The following is a 22,713-nucleotide window of genomic DNA, read 5'->3' on the forward strand; positions in this document are numbered from 1 at the left end:
CCGACATGGAGGCACCACCAACGACAGCACAGGGCGGGTCAGCATAACGAGGTCGGGCCTGGACATCAGGCAGACATGCCGGTTCACAGTAGGGCCGCATTTGGCCTTAGCCGCGCTGGTGCCACTCCTCGACGACTGGACGACGCACTTCGAGTCCGTCTTGGTGCTGAATCTTCCCTCGAAGAGGATGAACGCTCGAACCTGCGCGCTCATCGACTGGTTCACAAGTGTTCTGGATCTAAATGAAGCAGCATAAGGGGTGTTGTCGAAACACGTCTTTAGGCTCTGAATGTCGATCCGGCCATCTTCACGAGACGACATTCTACGACGTAAGCACAGTTTCTCGATACGAACCGGCCGACCGGCCAAGGTTAGTTCTTTGACGCTTTTCATCCGCAAGTCGAGTGAGATTGCCAAGCAGAGTGCGACGCACTTCACCAACATCGCATTCCCAGTGCTTTGCAATCTCCGCCATAGTGGATCGGAGAGCATTCACCGGGTATACCCCATCCACCGTCGATGCGAATGGGGCATCCGTTTCCGTGAGAACGCGCTCCTTCGGAATTCGTCCAAGCAGCGCTCCAGCGCGCTTGCTTTGAACCATCGGCAGACCTACAGAGAACCAAGCTCCCATTTCCACGGCACGATCGAGATCGCGGAGCGACCCACTGAACCAATGGAAGATCGGGATGCCGCAGCCGGGTTCTCGAGCGAGATGTTCGAAGACTTCGCCACTGGCGTGCCGGCTGTGGAGCGACATGATCTTCCCGCCCGCTGTAGCGCAGGCCCGCAGGATGCGCGTCAGAACCTCGCGTTGGAGGGGCAGACTGCCAGCATGCTCGGACCCGCCATCCAACCCGATTTCTCCGACGTAGGAGGTGGTCGGCAGGAGCTTGCAGAAGAGGTCGGTTTCGCCGTGGCGATCCCGGACAAGCTGTGGGTGCAGACCCAAAGCAGTCCTGATCCGTCTCGATGATCCGGAAAGAGCTTTCGTCCCAGCATATGCTCTCGGCGTCGTCGTCACCGAGAGGAGGTAGATTCCAGCCGCCTCGACATCCTTCACAGCAGCTTGGGGCTTCGCGAAGAGGTCCAAGTGGCAGTGGAAATCTATCAATCTCTTATCCCTTCCCGTCGGAGATAGTCCCCCATCTCCTGCAATCCGCGGTCGTGAACACCGAACCAGCCGTCCCGCTCTCCTCGGTCTAGCGGCAATGGACCGCTAGCAGCTGCTCGCATCCTGGCATCTCCGGCACCGTCGGACGACGCGAGCACCATGGCGAGGAGATCGTCCCGAAGGTCATTCTGCCGCCAAGCCTTCTTCAGATCATAGCGGTAAGGGGTATCATCGTCGACACCTGCCTTCGCAAAGGATGCGCGCCGGATCAGACATGGCACGCAATATCCGCAATGCATGTTCTTCCGCTTCCATTTCCCGCACGACATCGTTCCGGTAAGCCCCTTGTGCCGGCCTGCCGCGACTGCCTCCGCCACCATTTCGCCCTTGGTCTTGTGGCGAAACTCGTTCTTCAGGTCCACACGCATTCCGATCTGATCGAGAATTTCCTGGACGAGGGCAAGAAAATGCGGGTGTGTCGTGCGGGTGCTGTGTGATCCGATTCGCCTCCGGGTCAGGGGCGCGTTCAACGCAATGAATCCGTTCTCCGGTACGAAAGCTTCGACCCTACCATGGCCGCCGCCTTTCGCGTGCAGTGCCGAGGCAGCCACGGCGGCATAGGCTAGGAAGCCAAGGCTGCGTGTCCTCATCGTCGTATCGTTCGGCCTGCCGTCGGTTTTTGCAGGGTGAGCATTCGCCGCGAACCGAGGAAGCGCCATTCCCAGATTCGGGGCCGAAAGTTCCTGGTATCTCTTGTCGCCGCGATAGGCATGGCTGACCAGCAGTGGCGTTCGCCCCTCGGCCACGAGTTTCCCGACCCCGATGAAGCTGTCTAATCCGCCAGAGAAAAGCGAAACGCAGTCGGCCGCACCGATGTCCGTATAGGATCGACGACGAGCGATCATCGCCCTCGACGGAGGCCTGGCTCCGTCCGCTCTCAGCGAGAGCTTCCACTGGTCCCCGCTCAGGAAGCTTAATGCCCGTTCGAGCTTCTCGACGACAGGGGTCCAGGTCTTGGGCTGAGCCAGCGGGATCTCGAGTTGGAAGCTCCTCGTCCATCCGCCGCTTGCCCACTTCGAACGCCGATCGATAAACGTGTCTGCCGCGATGACCGAGAGAGCGATAGTCAGGAAGTCGAAGGCTTTGACGTCGACCGGAACCCCGAGCGCGGCAACCGCGTCGGGCAGCTGGTTCCCCACGGAGCCGGTGAGAGGACGGCCAGGTTTCGGACCATAGAGGATGATGTCGAGCCGGCCGTCCTGCTGAGCATCGGGCAAGCTGGCCTCATCGACGTGAAACACGAGTCTATTCACCATGTGCCTCCCAGATGGCCCAGACATCGTCGAGTGTTTTTCGCATGAACCTGTGTATCTCCGCGCGAGAGACGATTGCCCGCCCGTCAAGCTGGGGGCCGAGCATCACCTCGATGACCGCACGGATTGTTTCGAGCAGACGGCGTTCAGCTTCCGGAGTGGCGTTCGCCGCGGCCTGCGACCATGTCCCGCCCACTTCTTCAACGATCTCCTGAAATACGGCTTGGCTCAGATACTCTCCCAAGATCATCTGGACGGCTTCTTCGTCAAGGCGATCGGGATCGAAGTCCGAGGTGCCGAGAACCTCGATCATCGCCTCGTTCATCGCCTCTCGGATCTTGTCGGCATCGCCATTCGGCGGCACCAAAGCATCCGCCAGGCGTTGACACACGACATCGATGGGTTGCCCTGCGAGCTGATCCTTCGCGATGCCGAGCGCCTCGGCGAACTCTCCATCACCGCCGAGCGAAGAGAGCACCGAGTAGAGATCGCTGCCCGCCGTATAGACGGCCCCGAACCTGCGGGGACCAACATCACGTCCGCCCGTGGCGCTGCGCGCATAGTGACCCAGAGCCTTGTCAAGATCGGCCTGCTTGCCGGACTTAAGGTAGGTCCCGAAAGATCGCCTGAAGGCCTGGAACCTCTTCGGTTCGAGGTCGGGCAGCGGTTCTCCCGGGCTGTCGTCCGCCCATGGCGGCACCAGTGATTGATCGGGGCCGGAGCCCCTGGAAGATGCAGAGGTTCCCATGTTCAGTTCTCCTCGAGACCTTTCATCAGCCCAGCCATCCATGGTGGCCGTTCCGGCAGGTTTTCTACGAACCGAACGAGCCGAAGGTGCGCGTCCGCCGAAACTTTCGCGAGCAGGATCGCTCCGCGGAAATCCGGTCGGATCGTCACCCAGTCCGCGTTGCGGGACATGGACGCGCACATCTCTTCCATTGCTTCGTCGGCTTCGCGAAAATCGATCTTCTCTAATGCCTCCTGCGACGCCCTTGACCGCATGGATGCCGTTTTTCGTAGAATGTCGATCGCCTCAAGCGTATCGGCACTAAGGCCGCGCATCGTGGTCTTCACGGGAAGCGTCTCACGGGACAGGTAGACGGCGGCGCGCAAGTCGACTCCTGCAAGCGCCGGTTCGAGCTTCAGCCAGTCTGCAAGGAAAGTTCGATGCTTCGCCCACTCCTTTGGGAGAAGGGTTTCGAGTGCGTCTTCATCGGCTACGGCCTCAAGTTCCGTGAACTTCGCGACCGCCCCATCAGGAGAAGAATTGACAAGCTGGCCGAAGGCCTTGATAGCTTCGCCGTCGGTGCATCTTTCGAAGAGTGCAAGTTTCGCAATGAGGGAGTCGTCGAACGGCATTCCTCGACGTTTGGCGACTGCCGAACGCATCCTTATTACGTTCAGCAGTCGCTTGATGATCCGCGGATTTCCTTGAACGCGTTCGGCATATGCAAGCTGACGTGCGATGGTGTCCATGGCGTCAAGCGTGGTTCTGAGCGGGTGTGCGGCATCGAGGCCCAAGATCCGGCTAACGTCTTCGACCTTTACCGCAGGCTCATCCGACCAGCTCCGGCGAAGCTTTTCGATTAGGTGAAGACGCAGCGCTTCTAACTTGGCGCCATCGACCTTCTCTCTCACAGTCGCCAGCATGAACAGGTAGGCGCGAACCTCCTGCAGCCCCAGCTTGGGCACCCGAACCGGTATGTTGATAAGTTTGTCCAGGTAGTCCGTGACATGCCGGCTTCCGGGCTCGTCGAAATGCTTCGACACCGCGTGACGGATCATGTCCTCGTCGGCCGCCACGACGAAAGCCGTCTTGGGGAGGAAAAGGAAGAGGCGCATCGCCTCCATCGTGGCAATGGTGTTGGCAGGCAGGCAACGATCCAGATTGTCGACAAAAACGATGAGCCGCCGATCCAAGGCCTTCAAAAGCTCCGCGAACTCGTGACGGAAAGCTGCGATCTCCGCCGGCGGGCTGCGCTTTTCCTTCTCGGACAGCAAGCCGCCAAATCGCTTCTGGCCCTCTTCGGCTCCTTCACGAACATCCGCAAAATCCTCCGCGTCGCCTTCTCCCTGAAGAAGATCCTTTAGAGCTCCAGCGCCCTTCGCCAAAGCTCCGAAGGTCGGAATACCCATTGCCAGCGCACCGAGATCGAGCGCGACGCCAAGCGCTTTCACCTTGTTGACGCGCCGGACGAAACTGGCGGCCTGTTCTTTCATGTCGTCCGGCGTCGCATCGTAAAGATGCTTGGCGATTACGGTCATCAAGGCAGATTTCGCCTCGTCAAAATCCTGGTAGAGCCAAGCGTCGAATTCGACGACCAGATATCTGTTATCCTGAAGTCCTGCTCCGGTCAGTTTCAGGAGGCTGGATTTTCCGACACCCCAGGTTCCATATACCCCAATCGAGGTGGGGAGCATGTCATCGTCTGAGATGATATCGACCAACATCTCGGAGACTTCGGAGTAATTCAGGTAGTCAGTGTTGCTCTCAGTATCGGACCACATCTGTCGTGCTTGAAAAAACGCTATTAAATTGAATCCTCCAACGCATCGGAGGCGATTCAGGCAGATGATGGACGCCCAGCTGATTGCCTGTAAAGCCCTTTCGGGGGCAGAAGGGGCAAACCACCTGAGGTCGTTGTTCGAAGGCTATGTGCTCGGACAAGGTCGGGCATCCAAGCTTGAACCGCTCCGGGTTTGCAGGAACGGTTTAATCTGTGGGGGGGCACGACTCTCTCAGCTTGGAAGCGACCACGTCGCTCTACTGCTTTCAACTACAGACATCCGCCAGACATACCTATCTCCGATGGCATCGCCCCAAGAAGAAAGGCGAGAACAATGTGGTTTCGCCATCGAGCTGTTTCTGCAGCCAGCGAGCGGTGTGGCATGATGAACGCATTTCGGGGAACCCCGCCCCGTTTTCGTTGATCGGACCATTGGTTTCGAGCGCGAACGATGCTACGTCTAGCGCGAGAGGATCCTGCACATGTCTGGTAAATCCCAAAAACCCGCACCAATGGGCTTCAAGATCGGTTTCGCGACCGAAGGATATGTGATGCCTGCCTTGGCGCCTATGCCTGATGAGCCGCGTGAAGAGCATGGGGCGCGTGCAAACCGTGGGATCTACGTCACGAAGCGAGGAGGCGCTTCTGTCGTCGCCGAGAATACCCGCATTCGCCCGCAGAAGATCCGCCAATGGAAGGTCGGAAAGGCAGATAAAATCATCTCGGCGATGGTGAAGCAGCACCGACGGCAGGCTGAGGAGCTGGTGGCCTTGGACCGCAGCTCATCGTTGATGCCATGAAACGTGTTGGACGTATGTCGCGCGGGCAGGATCCTGCGCACCGTCTACCTGTGGCGGCGATGATGATTCAGGCGGCTGAGGAGAAGCTCGTTCCGTTTTATGAGAAGCTGAAGTTCTCGGGGAAGAGCAAGGAGCAGCCACTAATGCTGACGCGGCCCATTGCTGACATCGAGGCGCTTCTTGCGGCCGATGAGGCTGCGCGCGCCGTGGGTCGTATTGCTGATGAGGAAGGCGCGCGCCCCGTCGCAGGGCGTTAATTTCCGTCCCCGATCCGCCAGTCTGGGCCAGACTCTATCCTTCTTTTTGTTTTTCTTGAGCCGCAGGCGAGAGAAACATTCAGCATCGAGAATGAGGTCCGACGACGGGAGGCTCCGCTTCGGCGACGCACGGACATCGGAACCAGATTCCTCCTTAGCATCTCGGGAGTGGATTGGAATAGGGCGGTAGCGAAGGCGCATCCGCCGGAGCCGACGGGTGAATAGAACGCTTGTCTCGCGATCATATCGGGCCCGTCCTCGAAAGCGTCGGCGAACATTTCAGGAATGTTAGCCAAAAAATCTTGTGTCCGCTCGTCCACCAGCTCGATGATCTTGGCCGACTTCGCGGCTTTCGGCATGTTCAGGAGGCGGTTTCGCGCGGAGAGATCCAGAAGCTCCGTTCGGGCGCGCTCGAGCTTTTCCTCGACGGTGCCCGCACCGGAATACACTCCACCCTCTTTGCCAAAATCCGCGTCGTCCAAATTCGCCCCCTGAAAATCGACTTTCGGTCAATACCGTGCGAAGGAAGAGGTTGCGACATCCTCCTACTCCGGCAACAGGGGGATGTTCGCGTGTTCTCATCCTCGACTCCAGAAAAATGTGAATCGAAAACGTCAGAGTTGTCGGTGTTTACCCGGCAGTGTGAGATGGCTGCCGTCTGGCTATTGGGGTCCACAGGGGAGCAATCACGGCCGATGACGAGATGAGGCCGAGGCGCACAGCCTCGAAGCGTTAACTCGCCTGCTCTAGCCAAGCGGAACCTCCCTCATGCCAAGCACCCCTGGCTGATGTTCGTGCCTGCTACGGTGGGCGCCGGCGGCATCGGCGTCGCAATCGCGGTCATAGTTGTCCTGTTGGGCGTAGAGCCATAACGGTTTGTGGTGAGCTGCCATCGTCCTGATGGATCGGGCTCCTGGCCGGCCAGATGTCCGATCAGTTTTATCCCTCATCGGCCGCAGTGCGCCTCAGGCGGCCAGCCGGACCGTGCTGCGCCCGCTTCCGCGGTTGCTCACATGAACCTGGACCGGAATACGCTCCTTCATGGCCTGGACATGGCTGATCACGCCGATCGTGCGGCCCTGGCTTTGCAGCCGCTCCAGCGCGTCGATGGCCAGATCGAGGCTGGCGCCATCGAGAGAGCCGAAGCCCTCGTCGATGAAGAGCGTGGCTGGAACGCCCCCCTGCCCGCCCATTCGCGAGAGCGCCAGGGCCAGGGAGAGCGAGACGAGGAAACGCTCGCCACCTGAAAGGCTGCGGGTCGAGCGCACCTCTCCCGCCATGTCGGCATCGACCACGTGCAGGGCGAGGTTGTCCGCCTTGACCAGGCTGTAGCGCGGCTTCAGGTCGGCCAGGTGCTGGTTGGCGCGCTCCACCAGCATGTGCAGCGTCACCTCCTGCGCGATCTGGGCGAACTTGTTGCCGCTGCGGGCGCCGATTGCCGCGTTGATGGCGGACCAGGTCTCGCTTGTCTCGCGCGCCTTGACGATCTCCGCATCCAGTTCCCTGAGCCCTTCCCGGACCTTGTCATCTGCCGCAAGGATGGTGGCGATGGCGCCCAGACGCCCGTCGCGAGCGCGACGTGCATCGATAAGGGGCTGGCGAAGCTCGCGCAGCGCCGGGGCGTCACGTTCCGGAATGCCTTCCTCGATCAGCACATCGAGGTCCTTGCGCCGCTCGCGCAGGGCCGTTGCGGCCTCAACCCCCTGGTCTACCACCGCCTTGACCCGCTCGCGGATGCGGGTGATGACCTCGGACGCGCATGAAAAGACCGCATCAAGCTTGCTGCGCTCGAGACCCGCGCCCTCAAGAGCCTTGGCCAGCGCCTCTTCGGCCTCCCGTTGCCGACGCTCGCAGGTGGCGACATGTCGCTGGGCCGTTTCATGGCCGGTGGTCGCGCCCGCCAGGGTGCTTTCGGCCTTCGACAGGGCAGTGGCGGCCGCTTCCAGGATCGCCTGGGCCGCCTTGCGCTGTTCATTGAAGCGCGTGCGGTGGGTGCCGGTGGCTTCCCCCTCCAGAAGCCCTTTGCGCTTGTCCGAAAACTCCGCGAGCCGCTCCTCGCGGCTCTGCGCCTCGCCGGCGGCCTCGCCCGCCGCCTTGACGGCCTGCTCGAACCGGGTGGTCGCGGAGGCGATGCGGGGTGCCAACTCGGCCAGGCGTTCGCGGGCCCTGGAAAGGCTTTCGGCATTGCGGCGCCAAACGGTGACAGCCCCGGCAAGCCGGGTCTGGATTTCAGCCGGCCGGGCTTCGAGATCGTCACGGGAAGCATCCAGGACGGCCAGGCAAGGCGCGAGCCTGCCATCGACACGCTCGATATCCTCCTCCGCCGCACCGATCTCCCGGGCGGCGAGCGCAAATGCCTGCGCGGCCTCGGCGAGCGCGGCCTTCATCGTCCCGACTTCGGCCGCACGGCCGCTGCAGCGCTGCGCGATTGTGTCGCGATTCCTGCGTTCCGCGGTCAAGGCCGTGCGCAGCCCAGTGCAGCGTCTGATCCTTTCCTTCGCCGCTTCGACCTTTCCAGCCAGGTTCTTCTCCGCACCGGCGATGGTCTCGATCGTCCAGGTTTCGGAGCTAGGGGCATCGACCAGTCCGGTGACGGCGAGATCGGCCGCATATGCCGAAAGACGATTGCGGGCAGCCGTTGCACGCCCCGCGGCCTGCTCGGCACTGCGCCTGGCCGCCGAGGCACGCTCTGTCGCCGAAGCAATCCGGCATCCGGCATCGGCGATGCGTCCCTGGGCGTCCCTCAGCCGGGCCTCTTCCTCTGCCATGTCGTCGCGCAACGCGCGGGCGGAGCCGGCGAAGCCCTCGTCATACATCAGCGGGTGGTCGGCGGAGCCGCAGACTGGGCAAGGTTCTCCCTCCTCCAGCCGCGCGCGCATGTCTGACGCGGCTTGCGTGGCCGCGGCCTCTGCCCGGTCGAGAGGGCGGCGCAGGGCCTCGACGGCACCCTCGGCGCGCTTGCGATCGCTCTCGGCCGCGTCATGCAGAGCCTGGGCCGCCTCGGCATCGTTCTCGGCCTCAGCAAGCCTTCTGGCTTCCTCCACCCTGTCGTCGTCGGCCTTAGCGGCAGCCTGGGCCTCGTCCCGCATCCGCTCGAGCAGACGCGCAGCTCCCTCGAGCCTGTCCCTTTCAGCGTCAGGCTGACCCGCTTCGAGTTCATCGAGATCCTGGCTCAGGACCCCGATGGAGCGCTCCAGCTTCTCCAGGTTGGCCCTGTCCTCGCGATCGGCCTCCTCCTGCTCCGCAATGGCCGCTTCCTGCTTCCCCTGGTCATCCCGCGCGGTCGCCTGAGCACCCTTTGCCTTCTTCAGGACCTCTATCAACCTCGCGCGCTCGGCAAAGCACTCCTCGATCCCGGTCCATTCCGCGGCGAGCTTCTCCAGGCGCGGATCGCGGGCGGCCTCCGCCTCGGCACGGTCCTTCTCCCGCGTTGCCTCATCCTCTTCCTCTTGGAGATCCTTCAGCGCGGCCTCTGCCTTGCGCTTCTCCTCCCCGGCCTTTGCGACCGCACCTCGGGCCTCAGTGGCCTCGCGGGTGGCGTCGGCGATCTGGCTGTCGAGCGTGGCCGCCTTGTCCCAAATGGGCCCGTATTCCTTGAAGACGCGTTCTGCGGCATCATGGCTGCTGAGTGCCTTGACGTGATATTCCTTGGCCTTTCGTCGGGAGTCCGTCGCGCTCTGCAGCGTCTCGGCCGCTGTCGTGGCAGCACCCTGTGCCTCCGTCAGCACGCGGGCCGCCGTGGCGGCCTCGCCCTGCTCCGCGCGCAGGGGAAGCGCCCGGTCGATAATGTCGATGCGCCTGAAGTCTTCGGCTGCGTTGGCCTTGGCCTGCTCGGCATCCACTTCGGCTTGCTCGGCGTGGCGGAACCGGTTCCGAGCCGCCTCGATCGTCTCGTGCCGGCGCAGGTCCGCCTCGATCTCCTCGATCGCCTTCGCTTCCTGCTCACCGGCCAGGGTCAGTTCTTGCCGCTCGGCTGCCAGCGCATCGCGATCCTCGTCGCTCATGACATGCCGTTCGCCGCGCCGGGCCATGAGCCCGTCCAGCGCCGCCTGTGCTTCGGCATTTCGCTCGAAGACCCTCCGCGAGATGCTGCGGTAGATTTCCGTGCCCGTAACCTTCTCCAGCGTCGAGGCGCGGTCCGCGGCATTGGCCACCAGGAAGGCATCGAAGTCGCCCTGGGCCAGCAGCACGGTCCGTCGGAACTCCTCATAGGTGCGGCCGCAAAGCCGGATGACCTCGTTGTTGACCTCCGTCATCTGGGTGGCGAGGACCTGGTTGTCCGAGAGCCGGACCAGCTGCCGCGACACCTGCTGCAACCGGCCGTCCGCCTGGCCCCGGGCGCGGCGCGCGGCCCAGCCGGCCCGGTAAGTCTGCCCGTCGAGGCCGATGAAATCGACCTCGGCGCGGCCCAAGGCGCAGCCGCGGCGCAGGATGCCGCGGGCGTCGGAGGCCTTGATCGTCTCGCCCGAGGCGTCGGGCACATCGTCATCGATGCCGCCGGCGCCCAAGCGCGGGCAGTTGCCGAAAAGGCCGAGGCACATCGCGTCGAGAATGGTCGACTTGCCCGCGCCCGTCTCGCCGGTGATGGCGAAAAGGCCCGCCGAGCGCAGCGGGTCGGAGGCGAGGTCAATCTCGAAGGGCTCGGCGAGACTGGCGAGGTTCTCGCCGCGGATGGACAGGATCTGCATGCTCAGTCGCTCCCGTTCATCGCTTCGCGGAAGGCCAGCACGTGCCGGTCCTCCGCATCTGTCATGTTGGTCTTGCGGAAGGCCGCGAGGAACAGCTCCTCGGGATTGATCTCGGCGAGCGTCCGGGGCATGCCCGCGTCCTCCTGCGCCTGCGCCGCCATATCGGCCCGGATCACCCGAATGCCGCCTACCCGCACCGGAAGACCGGCGAGGCAGGCCTCGGCTTCCGAGAGGACCACGCCTGCAGGCCCCGTCGCCTCCAGGGTGACATGGATGAAGGGCTGCAGGTCGCGCGGCAGGTCCGGATCGAGGTCGAGTCCGCCGACCGCATCTGCCAGGAGCGACGGATCGAGAGCGCCGCGCTGCGGGATCCGGTGAAAGGCCGCCGGCCTTTCGATCTCGACATGCCGGTGCTGGATGGTGCCGCCATCGACCTCAAGGATCGTGACCCCGTGCCGGTGACTGATCTCCGACGCGGACAAGGGGAAGCAGGAGCCGGAATAGCGGACCCGACCACTGTCGAGGTTCTGCGGCCCGTGGAGATGGCCGAGCGCCACATAGGAGAAGCACTGCGGAAAGACCGAGACGGGCACGGCGTGCTCGCCGCCGATCGGGATGCGGCGCTCTGCGCCCTCGCTTTCGTGGGCGCCCGCGCAGTGGAGATGTCCCATGGCGATCAGGGGAAGATCGCCGGCCTCCGCGCGCGCCGCCTCGGCGAAGCGATTGTGGAACTCCGCGGCGGCCCGGATGATCGGCGAGCCCTCGCCGTCCTTGTCGGCGATGGCGAGCCCCGGCAGGTCCGCCGGCCGAAGGAAGGGGATCGCGACAGCCCAAGCCTTCACCGTGCCGCAGCGGGCGCGGAGCGGGATCATGTGGCGGCGCATGTCCACCGTATCGGCCTTGCGACGGATGGTGCCCAGGACATGGGCATCGATCCCGTTCATGAGCGCGCCCGGCGCCTCGAGCCGGTGGGCCGGGTCGTGGTTGCCCGCCGTCATCACGGTTGTCAGGTGCGGGCGCCGGCGCCGGAACTCCACAAGGGAGTCGTAAAGAAGCTTCTGGCACTCGCCCGAAGGGTTCAGGTTGTCGAAGATATCGCCTGCGATCAGAAGGACATCGACCTCCTCAGCCTCGATTACATCTGCCAGACGAGCGAACCAGACCTGGTGTTCGGCGTCGCGCGACCAGCCATTTAGGCTGTGCCCGAGATGGATGTCGGCGGTATGAAGGATACGCATGCGGAAGTAGCTCATTTTCATTCCGAATACGAAAAACTATATGTTGTGTATTTTCGTATAGAAAGAAGAAAATATGGAGTCTCAAGGAGCCTACTGAACCTGCAGTTGCTCCCTTCTTGCGAGATCAATCTACGACAAATTGGTAGGGATAGTTGTCTTCAGTCTCCCAGCCTCTGATAAGAGCCCGCTTCGTCCTCCAATTGCTTACCGACGCCGGTTAATTCGGTTAGGATGTCGGCCTCGCAAGGACGAAAAAACGAGTCGAAGGGACGGGCGCCAGACTGTGTGCTTTCTCTTTCAGCGGCCGCAGGCGATGCCACGCCCGAAGATTCCCCTTGGGTAGGTGATACACATTTTTTTCGCAAATTCAGTTGATTGCATGGAATGTTCATGGTCGGGCACAAGGTCATTGCGTAAGCAATTCACGAACAGACGCAGAAAGTGATTGCCGGAATGCATGTTGCGTGGCAACTGTCTGATTAATGGGGGTAGGCTGCAATTGACGCACGAAACCTGTCAATCGACCGTTTACCCCCTCAAGATCTGACCTGAACCCTTTCCAGGGGCCGTTTGAGGGCACGCAGTATGAACGACATGAGCCTATCTCAAGAGCGTCGTGCCATCGATGCGGTGCGAATTACGTCCTTTGCCGACAACTTGGCCGACTCGCTCGACCGTCAGATGAAGAATGCCTACAAACCCGAAGGCAGCAAGACCCTCAGGCTCTTCTCGGCTCGGGAGATGTGCGACCTGACCGGCATCTCGCCTTCCAACCTCCGCATCAGGAGCAACGAAGACCCTGAATTCCCTCAGGCGAAGGTGGATGCCCGCGGCTACCGCTGGTATTCCGCCGAGGATATGGACCGCATCCGGGATCACATGTTCCGGACCGGCAAGAACGCTGCAAGCTTCAGGCCCGGCCGAAGGGAACCGTCGGACCGGCTTCAGGTCTTGAGCGTGGTCAATTTCAAGGGGGGGTCCGGCAAAAGCACCACGGCGATACACCTTGCCCAGAGGTATGCGCTGAGGGGTTACAGGGTTCTGGCTGTTGATCTCGATCCCCAGGCTTCCTTGACGACACTGTTCGGATATAGGCCTGAACTCGAGTTTCAGGAAAGCGGAACGATCTACGACGCCTTGCGCTACGACGATGACCAGGTCTCGATCGAGGAGGTCATCCTCAAGACCTACTTCCACAATCTCGACCTCGTGCCCGCCGGACTTGTTCTGTCGGAATACGAGACGACCACGGCCTATGCGCTCCAGAAGCGTGTCACGCCCGGTTTCGAGGAGCGGCTCGCTATTCAGCTGGACGTCGTTCAGGATCAATATGACCTCGTGATCATCGACTGCCCGCCGCAGTTGGGCTTTCTGACGCTGTCCGCGCTGGCAGCGTCCACGGCTCTCGTGGTGACGGTGGTCCCAAGCATGCTCGACATCGCTTCCATGTCCCAGTTCCTCAAGATGTCGGGCGAGCTGGTCCAGACCATCGAGAAGCATAGTGGGATGCCGGTGAGCTGGGACTTCGTCAAATTCCTCCTTACCCGCTACGAGCCTTCCGACGGCCCGCAAACTCAGATGGCCTCCTACCTCCGCGCCATCCTGGGCGGAGAGGTGCTGGTCGAGCCGATGCTGAAGTCCACGGCGATCAGCGATGCCGGTATGACGCAGCAGACGGTCTACGAGGTCGAACCTTCGAACTTCGTGAAGAAGACACTTGATCGCGCGGTTCAAAGCGCGAACGCTGTCGGCGACGAGATCGAGGGCCTGATCCAAAAAGCGTGGGGGCGCTGATGGGACGCAAGAACATCCTCGATCTCGCGATCGAACAGGCCTCCCCTGATCCTGCCGACGCCTCCCCTGCCCCTCGCGGGACGGGGGCTCCCGCCATCAACTCCCTGCGCGAGTCGATGCGCTCGGTTTCAGCCACCGGCATCCGGGAGTTGGACCCCGCCCATATCGATCAGGGCGGCTTGAAAGACCGGATGGAGCTTGATCCCGAAAGCATACGGAAGTTGGCTGAGAGCATCCGCGACCACGGCCAGCAAGTGCCGATCCTGGTGCGTCCGATCAGGGGCCGTATGAATCGGTTCTCGATAGTCTACGGTCGCAGGCGCCTCGCTGCCATCCGCTCTCTCGGGCCGGGGTTCACTGTCAAGGCGATCATCCGGAGCCTCGAAGACGAGGCAGCAATCATCGCCCAAGGCCAGGAAAACAACCTCCGCGTCGACCCCTCTTTCATAGAGAAGGCCATGTTCGTGCTCGCGCTGCGCGAGGGGTCATTTGCCACCAAGGTGATCCAGGACGCGCTCGGCATAGACGCGGCCGCCGTCTCGCGCATGGTGACCGTGGCCGAAAACATCCCGGAAGCCGTTCTGGCCGCTGTAGGCCCTGCCCCTGACGTGGGCCGCCGGCCTTGGACTGAATTGGCATTGCTGGCGCGTGATCACGCTGTCGATCTTACCGCCCTTCTCGACCTTACTGGTCCAGACTGGACGTCCTTGACCAGCAACGCCCGGTTTGCCCATCTGCTGGATCTTGCGCGGTCCAAAGGCCCGGACAACGTGAAGAGTTCCACGCAAGACACTGATATTAATGACTTTTCGTTTACCTCAAGCGGTGAGCGAAAACAGATTGCCCGCGGGCAATCCGGTCCTCCTCCTCGACGTTTCGACTTTGGGGGACGCCATGTCGGAAATATGAAGAGAAGCCACAGGATACTGTCCCTGAACATCTCTCTTCATCATCAGCCAGAATTCGGCCAGTGGCTCGAGGAGAACGCAGACGACGCCGTCCGCCTTCTTCACGAACAGTGGCGGGAAAGCCGGGGAGAGGACTGAGCCCCTTCCCTTCTGTCAACCCGAGTAAGAAAGGAGCGCATCGGAGACCGTCAAAAAAGAAGAGCCCCCGAAGTATCCTCCGGAGAGCCCTGATCTGTAGCTTTGCACCCTCAGGTCTATTCCCTCTCCTCTAATCCGTCAAGCACAACCGATTCGGTTGACGGAGAAACTTTGCCCACGTTTCCGTTAGGAAGCGGCCAGGGAACGGATACGCATGGGGCTGCGGTCGTCCAAGCGATAGGACCATGACAAACATGAACGCAATCACGCCGGCCGACGCGTCGGCGGTCGGCACGCTTTTGCCTGCGCGCAAGGACGTGGACATTTGGGCTGCATTTAGGGTGGTTCGAGACGCAGCCGCCTCGATCGGCATCAAGAGCGAAGTAATCCGCACCCTTGAGACAATGGTTGGGTTCCTGAAGCCTGGCAAAGGCCTCACCTGCTTCGCTTCAAACCGCGAGATTCAGCGGCGCATGGCGGGTGTAAGCGAGAAGACGCTCCGCCGCCACGCCGCTCGCCTGATTGATGCCGGGGTAATACGGCGCGCCAACAGCCCTAATGGGAAGCGCTTCTCGACCCGCAATCCTGTCGACGGGTCCATCGAAGCTTTCGGGTTCGACCTCACCCCCATGATCGCCGGTTTCGAGAGATGGGCCTCGCTGCTGTCCGCTCATCGCGAGGAAGAAGCGCTCAAGCGTCACCTCCGGACAATGATCCTTGCTCGCCTTGCAGCCATTGATGCCCACGGGCAAGTCGACGTGGACACCACCGAGATCCGCAAGGCTTTGCGCCGCAAAAACAACTCGGAGGATCTTCAGTCGATCCTAAAAACCCTCGACGCTCACTTGCTGTCAGACTCCCGTTCCAATGAACCCGAGACCCCTGCCCTGCATGCAGAGAATGCGGCCGTCGCTGGCGGTCAGAATGACCGTCACCTATCAATGTCCCAAACAGAAGACCTTAATAAGGGGACCACACAAACCGACACGGATGTCAGACCCGGGAAGGAAACAAAGGCCTGCAGCGAAGCAAAATTGCTGGAGAAGATAGAAGCCGCGTGCACCGAGGCCATGAGTTTTGCCACGCAGCCGCTACGCAACTGGAGCGACGTATCGCGGCACGCTGAGACGATCGCACCGATGATCGGGATCGACAGAAGCCTTCTCGAAGTTGCCCGGGGACAACTCGGCGAACGAGCTTCAGCCGTCAGCGTCCTCATCATGGTGCAGCTGCACGGACGCATCCGAAACATGCGGGCATACTATCGAAGCCTGGTGGCCGGCAAGCGGCGGTCCAGCTTCGATCCCTTGGCGCTGCTCGACCGGATGTCGCGGCATACGAACTGCTCTGTGTCATGAACCATGCGGCCGGCTTTTCCGGTCTGCCAAGAGCACAATCGAGCTTTTCTGCAGTCACCAACAAGCACATCTCTGGAGTTCGTCGTGATGAACGAAGCACCAAAAAGAGCCATCGCCGGTCTTCCAAGAAGCCTTTTATGCCGCGCCGCATATGGGGACGAATTCACGGCGTCCTCGAAAGGTCCGCGACGCTTGGAGTTAGAATGCGCACGGGACCACAATCATAATTGGCTCGCACTCAGTGCAGGACGCTGCAGTGGCAGTTGATTAAGTGACATTCGCCCGTGCCGTTGTTCGAAGAAGCATCCTACACCGACGATGGAACATGGCGTTTGCCCACGGACAAACTGTCTTCCGTAGACGCACAGCACTCACGCCTTGAAATTATCATCCCTGCTGATAGTAGCTGCGCGACCGCGACCGGTTGCTTGTGCGGCCCACGAGTAAGAACATTTGGCTCGACGACAAATGTGCACTCAGGGGTTTACCCGACTGCTCGGGATTGTGTCGGCCCACTGAATACCGTCTCTGTCCCCGAGATGTCTCCCGGACGTTGAATTGCCCGCGGGCAAGCTGTTCCGGATCTCCTCGAAACCAGCAACTGAAGCGGCTCAAATTAAGTCGGCAGCGTCGAAACGGCCGACCCTATTGTTCACCCGCCAACCATGCCTTGCACGACAGCCATTCTTCCACGATAAAAAAAAGACCAGCACAATATTGCAATCGCCAGGGCGGCAGCGGGGCTGAGTTCCGCAATAGACCAGAGCGCGAAACCTGGTCAGCGTCGCCCGCACTTAAAAAAAAATCACATCCATGGTGCTCAGTTGCCTGTAGGCAAGCTGTTCCGGACCTCAACGAACCCGGCGACTGACGTGGCGCGAGGTAAGTCAGTCGGGTCGGGTCGGGTCGGAGTAGCCGACGCTACTATTCATCCGCGAACCACGCCTTGCACGACAGCAACGCTATCAAAACCGAAAGAAGGCAGAACTTTATTGCACTCGACAGGGCGGCGACCAGGTCGAGGGCCTTATTGGATCAGAGCGGGCAAAAGCGGCCAGCACTTTGCCCGGGGGCAAAGCGTTTTCGAGGTCAGCACGTCCGCACTAGAACAAAGCCCGACTTGAACCGCAGGGTGAGCCGCGATCGGAACCCGACTTGAATCAACAGATGACCCAACACGAACTTCGACGATCGACCGCCAATCGCCCGCGACGGTCTTTTCTTAGATTACAAAAGCGCTCCATGTGCTGTGATGTGCCCGTTGACAACCACAGTCGCCATCTTGCCGTTCGCTATCATGGAATCCTCCAATGGGCCCACTCGGACAGTGATAGAACTTCTTCTCAACAGCTCTTCCCACAGCTGAATTCGTCTGTGATGGCGCCTCGTTCTGTCGTGAACCGAAGTCGGTCCGTGGACGAAGTTCGGGTAATGCCGTGGTAGTGGCACCGGTAAGTAGACCCCGGAACTGCGGCTCCCGGTGACTTTGCCCGCGGGCAAAGTGTCCTTCGCAAAGTTGCCAAGCTGGGATCGACGACTACTTGGCGGGTTCGGACCCTTCAAGCACGGCACGATCAGCAGCCGCGTCGATCTCGAACGAAGCGGGTAGGTGATCCTAGTCCGGTCGCGAGCATCCTCGTGACTAATCCCGAGAACCTGTTCCGGAACCTCAAGCATGCCCTGAGCGAAGACAGGAAGCGGAGTGCCGGTCGGAAATCAAGCAATGTCGTAGAGATAGGTGAACCGGCCCTTGAGCGGGCTGTTGGTCCTCGCATTCGCCTTGACCACGGGAGCTGCTAAATCGGCGACTTTCTTCTAGGCCGGATCATCGTGAGGGAGTTTGAAGTCACCCGCGATGAAAATCAGGGTGAACGGGAAGCCTTCGTCCTACCTGATCCGGGAACCAGAGAGGCCAGAGAGGCCGGTAATTTCGTCCTATCGCTGTTCGATGATGCCAAGCCGCGCGGTGAAAGGCTCAAGGGCAAAGGCGTCTGCATCGGCGAGATAGACCATGGCACCATCGATCCATTTGGTTTGCAGTGTCAGCCAAACGAAGGCGTAATGTTCCTTGTAGGAACCACGGCCGAGCGCTTCGGAGATTAGCATCTCCCAATCCTCGCCGGTGCTCCGTTCGAGTGCCTTCACCAGCGCGTCTGCACCGTCCTCGGATTAACGTGTTGGACCGCGGGCAGGTCGAACCCGGATGCCACCCGCGCCAAGGCGGCTAGGTCCTTGTCGTTGTTCTAACTGGGCGAGGGGGCAGGGAGGTAGCCTAAACTTCCCGCCGCTGAACCATTCCTGTGGCAATCCGGGTGCCCCGGACAGCGCGACCATTTATTAGGTCCAGGTAGGCCTGATATCGTTCTTGTCCAGATCCTCTGGTTCCAGCTGGCGGTCCACAGGAAGGTCGCCCGTCTGCTCGGAGCGGATGACGACCTGCTGGCCGGCTAGACCCGAGAGCGCAGATAGCCTCTATGATCTACTTCAAGGAACGGCAGCTTTCAAGAGCGCGCCAATCCCTAACGGCTAAGAACACCTAACAAAACCTCCTGATTTGGTTGAGGCAGATGAGAGCGCAGCCGAGGATCACGAAAGCCTCATGGATGTCGGCGCGCCGCTCATAGCGGATGGCGAGGCGGCGAAAGCGGTTCAGCCATGCCAGTGTCCGCTCGACGACCCAGCGATGTCTGCCCAGTCTTTCGCTGCTGTCTATACCTCGCCGGGCAATGCGGGACTTAATCCTGCGCTTCCGGCATTCGCTCCGGCAGCGGCCATGGTCATAGGCCTTGTCGGCGTGGAGCTTGCCGGGGCGCTTGCGCGGACGGCCACGACCGTGACGCACGCCAGGCACGGCATCCAGAGTAGGTGCCAGCATCATGCTGTCGTGCCGATTGGCCGGGCTCAGCCGTACTCCGAGCGGGGTGCCCCGCCGGTCGACCACAAGATGGCGCTTCGTGCCCGGTTTGCCGCGATCCGTGGGGTTCGGGCCGGTTTCTGCACCCCCCTTTTCGCCGCAATGGCGGCGCTGTCGAGGCTGGCCCGGCTCCAGTCCAGATGCCCGGCGTCCGACAGCCGCTCAAGCAGCACGCGGTGAAGCTTGGCCCAAACGCCAGCTGTCTGCCAGTCACGCAACCTGCGCCAGCAGGTCATGCCGGAGCAGCCAAACTCACGCGGCAGCATCTCCCAAGGGATGCCGGAGCGGAGCACAAAGATGATGCCAGCCAAGGCCAGCCGGTCATCGCATCGAGGGCGGCCACCCTTGGGCTTGGACCGCTCCCTTGGCAGAAGCGGCACAATGGCCTCCCACAGATCATCGGATACAAGGGGCTTGCTCATGGCCTCTCAACGCATGAGCAGCGGTTTTGTTAGATGCTCTAAGATGGGTAGCCTTCCAGGAACGGTTTCGCTCTGCTCACGAAGTCACAAATTACACAATCATATAGGCCGAGTAAACGGCCGTTTGTGAACGTTTAGAAAGCTAGGTGCCGCTGATTGGTCCTGTTTTTGAGATGGGCAGGGAGGCCAGATACGAGGTCTGTGCCTCCTGTCAGGGCAGCACTCCTGTGGTCCAGAGCCGTTTGAGAGCAGCCTTTTGGGACGCAGAGCGGGCTGCTGACGACCCCCAGCAATTGCTGTCGATAAGCAGGGAATACCGGCTATATCATCAACAATCCCCTAACCGGCCTCTGAACCGCAGATGGGCGAATAATTGCGGCGTTGGTGTAGTGCAGGCGATATTTATTGCTTAGCAGGCCGCTGAAATAGTCGGCTCTCGACGTAGTTTGCAGAACATGATTCATCGCTGGCAGGAAGACAGTGGGAGTGATCATGCGCGGAGCGGACGAGACGAGCGGGTCGCTGTTCAGCTATGTTGATCTTGAGGACCGCATCCCTGCGCGGCACCCTTTGCGCAAGATCCGACAGGTCGTGAATGACGCGCTCGCCAGCCTCGATGATGAATTCGACCGTCTTTATGTTGATTTCGGCCGCCCCTCGATCCCACCGGAGCGGCTGATCCGGGCCAGCCTGATCCAGATCCTGTTCTCGATCCGCTCCGAGCGGCAGTTGATAGAGCAGATGCAGTATAACCTCTTGTTCCGCTGGTTCGTGGGTCTGGGCATCGATGATGCGGTCTGGGTGCCAACGGTGTTCTCGAAGAACCGCGACCGGCTGCTGACGACCGAGATGTCGCGCAAGGTCATGGCGGCGATCCTGGCCCATCGCGAAGTGGCGCCACTCCTGTCGGATGATCACTTCTCGGTCGACGGCACGCTGATCAAGGTGTCAACGGCGGCGTAAAATCCGGCCACGCGGCGGGGTAAAACCAGGTCAGGTGGCGGTGGCCGGCGCCATGGCGCGCGCGCTTACCAATAGCTGGCGCGTGCCATGGCGCATGGGCCTCTTTGGGCCAAAACGAGCGATCTGATCTCAGGACTTTTGTTGCCGCTTTCGGGCAGTGCTGTTGGCGAGTCTATCATCACGCGGGATGGAACAGCTAGGGTCTTTCGTAGTAGCTGCCGAAGGGCATGTCGATCGCTACCATGGAACGCGCATTGCCGGGCGCGCCCGCTTGGGCGTGCAGGATCATCATCTCGGTGATGATGCCAATGGTCGAGGGCAGGCCATGGACCACCATGCCCAGACTGTCGCCCACAAGGATGATCTTGGCACGGGAATCGAACCGGGCGTCCATCAGCGCGGTATAGGCGGTCAGCGCGAGGATGAGCGTTCTATCCTTACGGGCTGCGATCTGGGGGGGTAATGCGCCGGACCGGGGCTTGGGCAAACACGGTTGATTCCTTCGGATGTGCGACCCGCTGGTCGATCAGCAGCACATTTCCAAAGCGGACGGCCAACAGGATTACCACGGGCGCCTTGGATGGAAGCGATGCACGACAGGTGGCACCATCAAGGATGTCGATGGATCGGATATGGGCCAGTGGCTTGGTCCCGATAAGGCGGCGCAGTTCTCTCCAGACCGCAGAGAGGCTTGCGCCATTGGCTACCATCTTGGCAGCGCAGTCCACGGCATGCTACAGAAAGGGCTGCAGCCTGCTCAGCCGAGGTCAGTTACCTGTTGCGCGATGACATGGCAAGCCCGTCCGGTGCCTGACGATGAAGGTACTCGTGGGCAGAGGAGTGCTGCAGATCACAGGCTGTGTCGAAGGCATGTTGCACCTGCTCGCCCTCCAGGGCGTGGGCCGGACTTCAGGCCGAGGCACATCGACGTTGAGAGACCGAAAATCCCGAAGAACTTTCCTTGACTGGTCCTCCCTGGCACGATCATCTGTTCAAGACTGCGGCCCTGTCCTTGGGTCCACGGTATCCTCCCCACTTAACGGCAACAGGACGATATCATGAGCAAGACTGTCTTGATCACTGGCACCGGCTCTGGGATGGGCCTGGCCACCGCATTGCATCTGGCCCAGTCCGGGTATCGCGTCTTCGCGGGCGTCCGCGACAACGATGCTGACCTAATGGCGCAGGCAAAGGCACTGGGTGTTCATGTCACACCGGTCCGGCTGGATGTTCAGGACACGGCCTCGATCCGCGCGGCCGTGACGCAGGTGATGGAGGATGCGGGCAGGATCGACGTGCTGGTCAACAATGCGGGCTTCGGTCTGCTTGCGACGGTCGAGGACGGAACGGACGAGGAGATGATGTCGCAGTTCGACGTCAACGTCTTTGGCCTTCTGCGTACGACGCGCGAGGTTCTACCGCATATGCGCAAGGCGGGCAGCGGGGTCATCATCAACATTTCGTCGTTCCTGGGACGCATGGGCCTACCGCTGCTGACCCATTATAATGCCAGCAAATACGCCGTTGAGGGGATCACGGATTCGCTGCGCTTCGAGGCGGGCCCCTTCGGCATCCGCGTGCATTCCGTTCTTGCAGGTCTGTTCGGGACGAACTTCGTGAAAAAGGGATTGGTCACGAACGCAGCGACCATGGACGCTGCGTCGCCTTATCGCGAGTTGGTCGCCCATTTCGTGCCGATCGTCGCCAAGGCCATCAACGAGGGCCCTTCGCCCGAACCTATCGCCAAGGCAGTCCAAGCCATTATCGAGGACGAGAACAGCGAGATTGCCGTCATGGTGGGCGCCGAGGCCGCGCAGTTCGTGCCTTTGCGCCGTAGCACGCCCGACAAGGATTTCGAGGCGCAGGTAATTGAAACGTTTGGCCTGCCACAGGCCAAATCCGGACGGCAGCATTGACCGCCTGTCTTCGGGCGCAAATTAAGTAAAACCCGGTTCGTAGTGTCTGCTTGACATCGGTAAGGTCCGAGCAGGGGCCGGGTCTACGGATCGTTCTTGCCGCAAGGGGTGCTAGAGCGTGTCGCGGGCATCGAGATTCAGGATTCCCAGCTTGCCTATGATGTGCTTCCCTTCTGCTGAGGCAGGTATGGGGGGTCTGATGGGCAAGCCACATCCAATGGAGCTTCGGACGCGGGTCGTGGCCTATGTGGACGAAGGCCACGGACATCGCGAGGCGGCCCGGCACTTTCGAGTATCGCCCAAATTCGTCAACGATCTGGTGAAGCTGCGACGCGAGACCGGGTTGTTGACGCCCAAGCGGCAAGGCAATGGCGGCGGATACG

16 protein-coding genes and 2 pseudogenes are annotated in these 22,713 nt (G+C 61.1%); 8 read left to right on the plus strand and 10 right to left on the minus strand.

Annotated features, from left to right (window positions below; all coding sequences use genetic code 11):
• Positions 1-322: 322 nt before the first annotated feature.
• Genes qatD through J0F76_RS02415 form a run of 4 tightly spaced genes read right to left on the minus strand, consistent with a single transcriptional unit; the run spans position 323 to position 4,935 of the window.
• Positions 323-1,063 carry a Qat anti-phage system TatD family nuclease QatD gene (qatD, locus tag J0F76_RS21330; RefSeq protein WP_377706718.1) on the minus strand — a complete coding sequence of 247 codons (741 nt, stop codon included), beginning with the start codon at positions 1,061-1,063 and terminating at the stop codon, positions 323-325.
• A gap of 47 nt (positions 1,064-1,110) precedes the next feature.
• On the minus strand, positions 1,111-2,415 hold the full coding sequence (gene qatC / locus J0F76_RS02405) for a Qat anti-phage system QueC-like protein QatC (RefSeq protein WP_207465309.1): 1,305 nt from the start codon (positions 2,413-2,415) through the stop codon (positions 1,111-1,113).
• A 4-nt stretch (positions 2,416-2,419) separates the two neighbouring features.
• Positions 2,420-3,175 carry a hypothetical protein gene (locus J0F76_RS02410; RefSeq protein WP_207465311.1) on the minus strand — a complete coding sequence of 252 codons (756 nt, stop codon included), beginning with the start codon at positions 3,173-3,175 and terminating at the stop codon, positions 2,420-2,422.
• Between the two features lie 2 nt (positions 3,176-3,177).
• Positions 3,178-4,935 carry a KAP family P-loop NTPase fold protein gene (locus tag J0F76_RS02415; protein ID WP_207465313.1) on the minus strand — a complete coding sequence of 586 codons (1,758 nt, stop codon included), beginning with the start codon at positions 4,933-4,935 and terminating at the stop codon, positions 3,178-3,180.
• Positions 4,936-5,416: 481 nt separating this feature from the next.
• Here J0F76_RS02415 and J0F76_RS02420 point away from each other — a divergent pair, with 481 nt between their 5' ends.
• Both J0F76_RS02420 and J0F76_RS02425 read left to right on the plus strand, forming a co-directional pair.
• Positions 5,417-5,734, plus strand: coding sequence for a hypothetical protein (locus J0F76_RS02420; RefSeq protein ID WP_207465315.1), 318 nt, complete (start codon positions 5,417-5,419; stop codon positions 5,732-5,734).
• Positions 5,731-5,991, plus strand: coding sequence for a hypothetical protein (locus J0F76_RS02425; protein ID WP_207465317.1), 261 nt, complete (start codon positions 5,731-5,733; stop codon positions 5,989-5,991). The genes J0F76_RS02420 and J0F76_RS02425 overlap by 4 nt, the downstream gene beginning before the upstream one ends.
• Here J0F76_RS02425 and J0F76_RS02430 read toward each other — a convergent pair.
• The 3 genes from J0F76_RS02430 to J0F76_RS02440 form a co-directional block, all read right to left on the minus strand.
• Positions 5,988-6,473 (minus strand): DUF4011 domain-containing protein, encoded by a 486-nt coding sequence (locus tag J0F76_RS02430; RefSeq protein ID WP_207465318.1) that lies wholly within the window; start codon positions 6,471-6,473, stop codon positions 5,988-5,990. The genes J0F76_RS02425 and J0F76_RS02430 overlap by 4 nt on opposite strands.
• 483 nt (positions 6,474-6,956) lie before the next feature.
• The gene (locus tag J0F76_RS02435; RefSeq protein WP_207465319.1) at positions 6,957-10,679 is read right to left on the minus strand and encodes an AAA family ATPase; all 3,723 of its coding nucleotides are present in this window, start codon (positions 10,677-10,679) and stop codon (positions 6,957-6,959) included.
• 2 nt (positions 10,680-10,681) lie between these two features.
• Positions 10,682-11,938: an exonuclease SbcCD subunit D gene (locus tag J0F76_RS02440; protein WP_242689941.1), complete on the minus strand. Its 1,257-nt coding sequence runs from the start codon at positions 11,936-11,938 to the stop codon at positions 10,682-10,684.
• 564 nt (positions 11,939-12,502) lie between these two features.
• Between J0F76_RS02440 and repA the strand changes: the two genes are divergently transcribed.
• The 3 genes from repA (at position 12,503) to repC (ending at position 16,115) form a co-directional block, all read left to right on the plus strand.
• The gene (repA, locus tag J0F76_RS02445) at positions 12,503-13,711 is read left to right on the plus strand and encodes a plasmid partitioning protein RepA (protein ID WP_207465320.1); all 1,209 of its coding nucleotides are present in this window, start codon (positions 12,503-12,505) and stop codon (positions 13,709-13,711) included.
• Positions 13,711-14,757 (plus strand): plasmid partitioning protein RepB, encoded by a 1,047-nt coding sequence (repB, locus tag J0F76_RS02450; RefSeq protein WP_207465321.1) that lies wholly within the window; start codon positions 13,711-13,713, stop codon positions 14,755-14,757. Before repA ends, repB begins: the two co-directional genes overlap by 1 nt.
• Positions 14,758-15,002: 245 nt before the next feature.
• Positions 15,003-16,115 (plus strand): plasmid replication protein RepC, encoded by a 1,113-nt coding sequence (gene repC / locus J0F76_RS02455; protein WP_207465324.1) that lies wholly within the window; start codon positions 15,003-15,005, stop codon positions 16,113-16,115.
• Between the two features lie 1,935 nt (positions 16,116-18,050).
• Here the strand turns inward: repC and J0F76_RS02460 are convergent.
• Together J0F76_RS02460 and J0F76_RS02465 are read right to left on the minus strand one after the other, a co-directional pair.
• Positions 18,051-18,221 carry a hypothetical protein gene (locus tag J0F76_RS02460; protein ID WP_207465326.1) on the minus strand — a complete coding sequence of 57 codons (171 nt, stop codon included), beginning with the start codon at positions 18,219-18,221 and terminating at the stop codon, positions 18,051-18,053.
• A gap of 430 nt (positions 18,222-18,651) precedes the next feature.
• Positions 18,652-19,451, minus strand: a pseudogene (locus tag J0F76_RS02465) (IS5 family transposase).
• A 492-nt stretch (positions 19,452-19,943) separates the two neighbouring features.
• On the opposite strand from J0F76_RS02465, the pseudogene J0F76_RS02470 reads away from it, so the two are divergent.
• Positions 19,944-20,396 (plus strand): annotated as a pseudogene (locus J0F76_RS02470) (transposase); the annotation flags it as partial.
• Positions 20,397-20,610: 214 nt separating this feature from the next.
• Here J0F76_RS02470 and J0F76_RS02475 read toward each other — a convergent pair.
• Positions 20,611-20,901, minus strand: coding sequence for a 3-methyl-2-oxobutanoate hydroxymethyltransferase (locus J0F76_RS02475; RefSeq protein WP_207465331.1), 291 nt, complete (start codon positions 20,899-20,901; stop codon positions 20,611-20,613).
• 571 nt (positions 20,902-21,472) lie between these two features.
• On the opposite strand from J0F76_RS02475, the gene J0F76_RS02480 reads away from it, so the two are divergent.
• Entirely contained in the window at positions 21,473-22,330 is an 858-nt protein-coding gene (locus J0F76_RS02480; protein ID WP_207465333.1) for an SDR family oxidoreductase, read from the plus strand.
• 217 nt (positions 22,331-22,547) lie between these two features.
• Positions 22,548-22,713 (plus strand): helix-turn-helix domain-containing protein (locus J0F76_RS21335; RefSeq protein WP_207465346.1); only part of this gene is annotated, 166 nt, incomplete at its 3' end.

It is taken from the genome of Paracoccus fontiphilus (genome assembly GCF_017356265.1).
In the GTDB taxonomy this organism is placed as follows: Bacteria; Pseudomonadota; Alphaproteobacteria; order Rhodobacterales; family Rhodobacteraceae; genus Paracoccus; species Paracoccus fontiphilus.

Excerpts from the sequence above, each read along its gene's own strand:
- J0F76_RS02480 (WP_207465333.1), top strand. The coding sequence starts at position 21,473 with ATGAGCAAGACTGTCTTGATCACTGGCACCGGCTCTGGGATGGGCCTG.
- repA (WP_207465320.1), top strand. The coding sequence starts at position 12,503 with ATGAACGACATGAGCCTATCTCAAGAGCGTCGTGCCATCGATGCGGTG.
- J0F76_RS02460 (WP_207465326.1), bottom strand. The coding sequence starts at position 18,221 with ATGCTAATCTCCGAAGCGCTCGGCCGTGGTTCCTACAAGGAACATTAC.
- J0F76_RS02435 (WP_207465319.1), bottom strand. The coding sequence starts at position 10,679 with ATGCAGATCCTGTCCATCCGCGGCGAGAACCTCGCCAGTCTCGCCGAG.
- J0F76_RS02425 (WP_207465317.1), top strand. The coding sequence starts at position 5,731 with ATGAAACGTGTTGGACGTATGTCGCGCGGGCAGGATCCTGCGCACCGT.
- J0F76_RS02415 (WP_207465313.1), bottom strand. The coding sequence starts at position 4,935 with ATGTGGTCCGATACTGAGAGCAACACTGACTACCTGAATTACTCCGAA.
- J0F76_RS02440 (WP_242689941.1), bottom strand. The coding sequence starts at position 11,938 with ATGAAAATGAGCTACTTCCGCATGCGTATCCTTCATACCGCCGACATC.
- repC (WP_207465324.1), top strand. The coding sequence starts at position 15,003 with ATGACAAACATGAACGCAATCACGCCGGCCGACGCGTCGGCGGTCGGC.
- J0F76_RS02410 (WP_207465311.1), bottom strand. The coding sequence starts at position 3,175 with ATGGGAACCTCTGCATCTTCCAGGGGCTCCGGCCCCGATCAATCACTG.
- repB (WP_207465321.1), top strand. The coding sequence starts at position 13,711 with ATGGGACGCAAGAACATCCTCGATCTCGCGATCGAACAGGCCTCCCCT.
- J0F76_RS02420 (WP_207465315.1), top strand. The coding sequence starts at position 5,417 with ATGTCTGGTAAATCCCAAAAACCCGCACCAATGGGCTTCAAGATCGGT.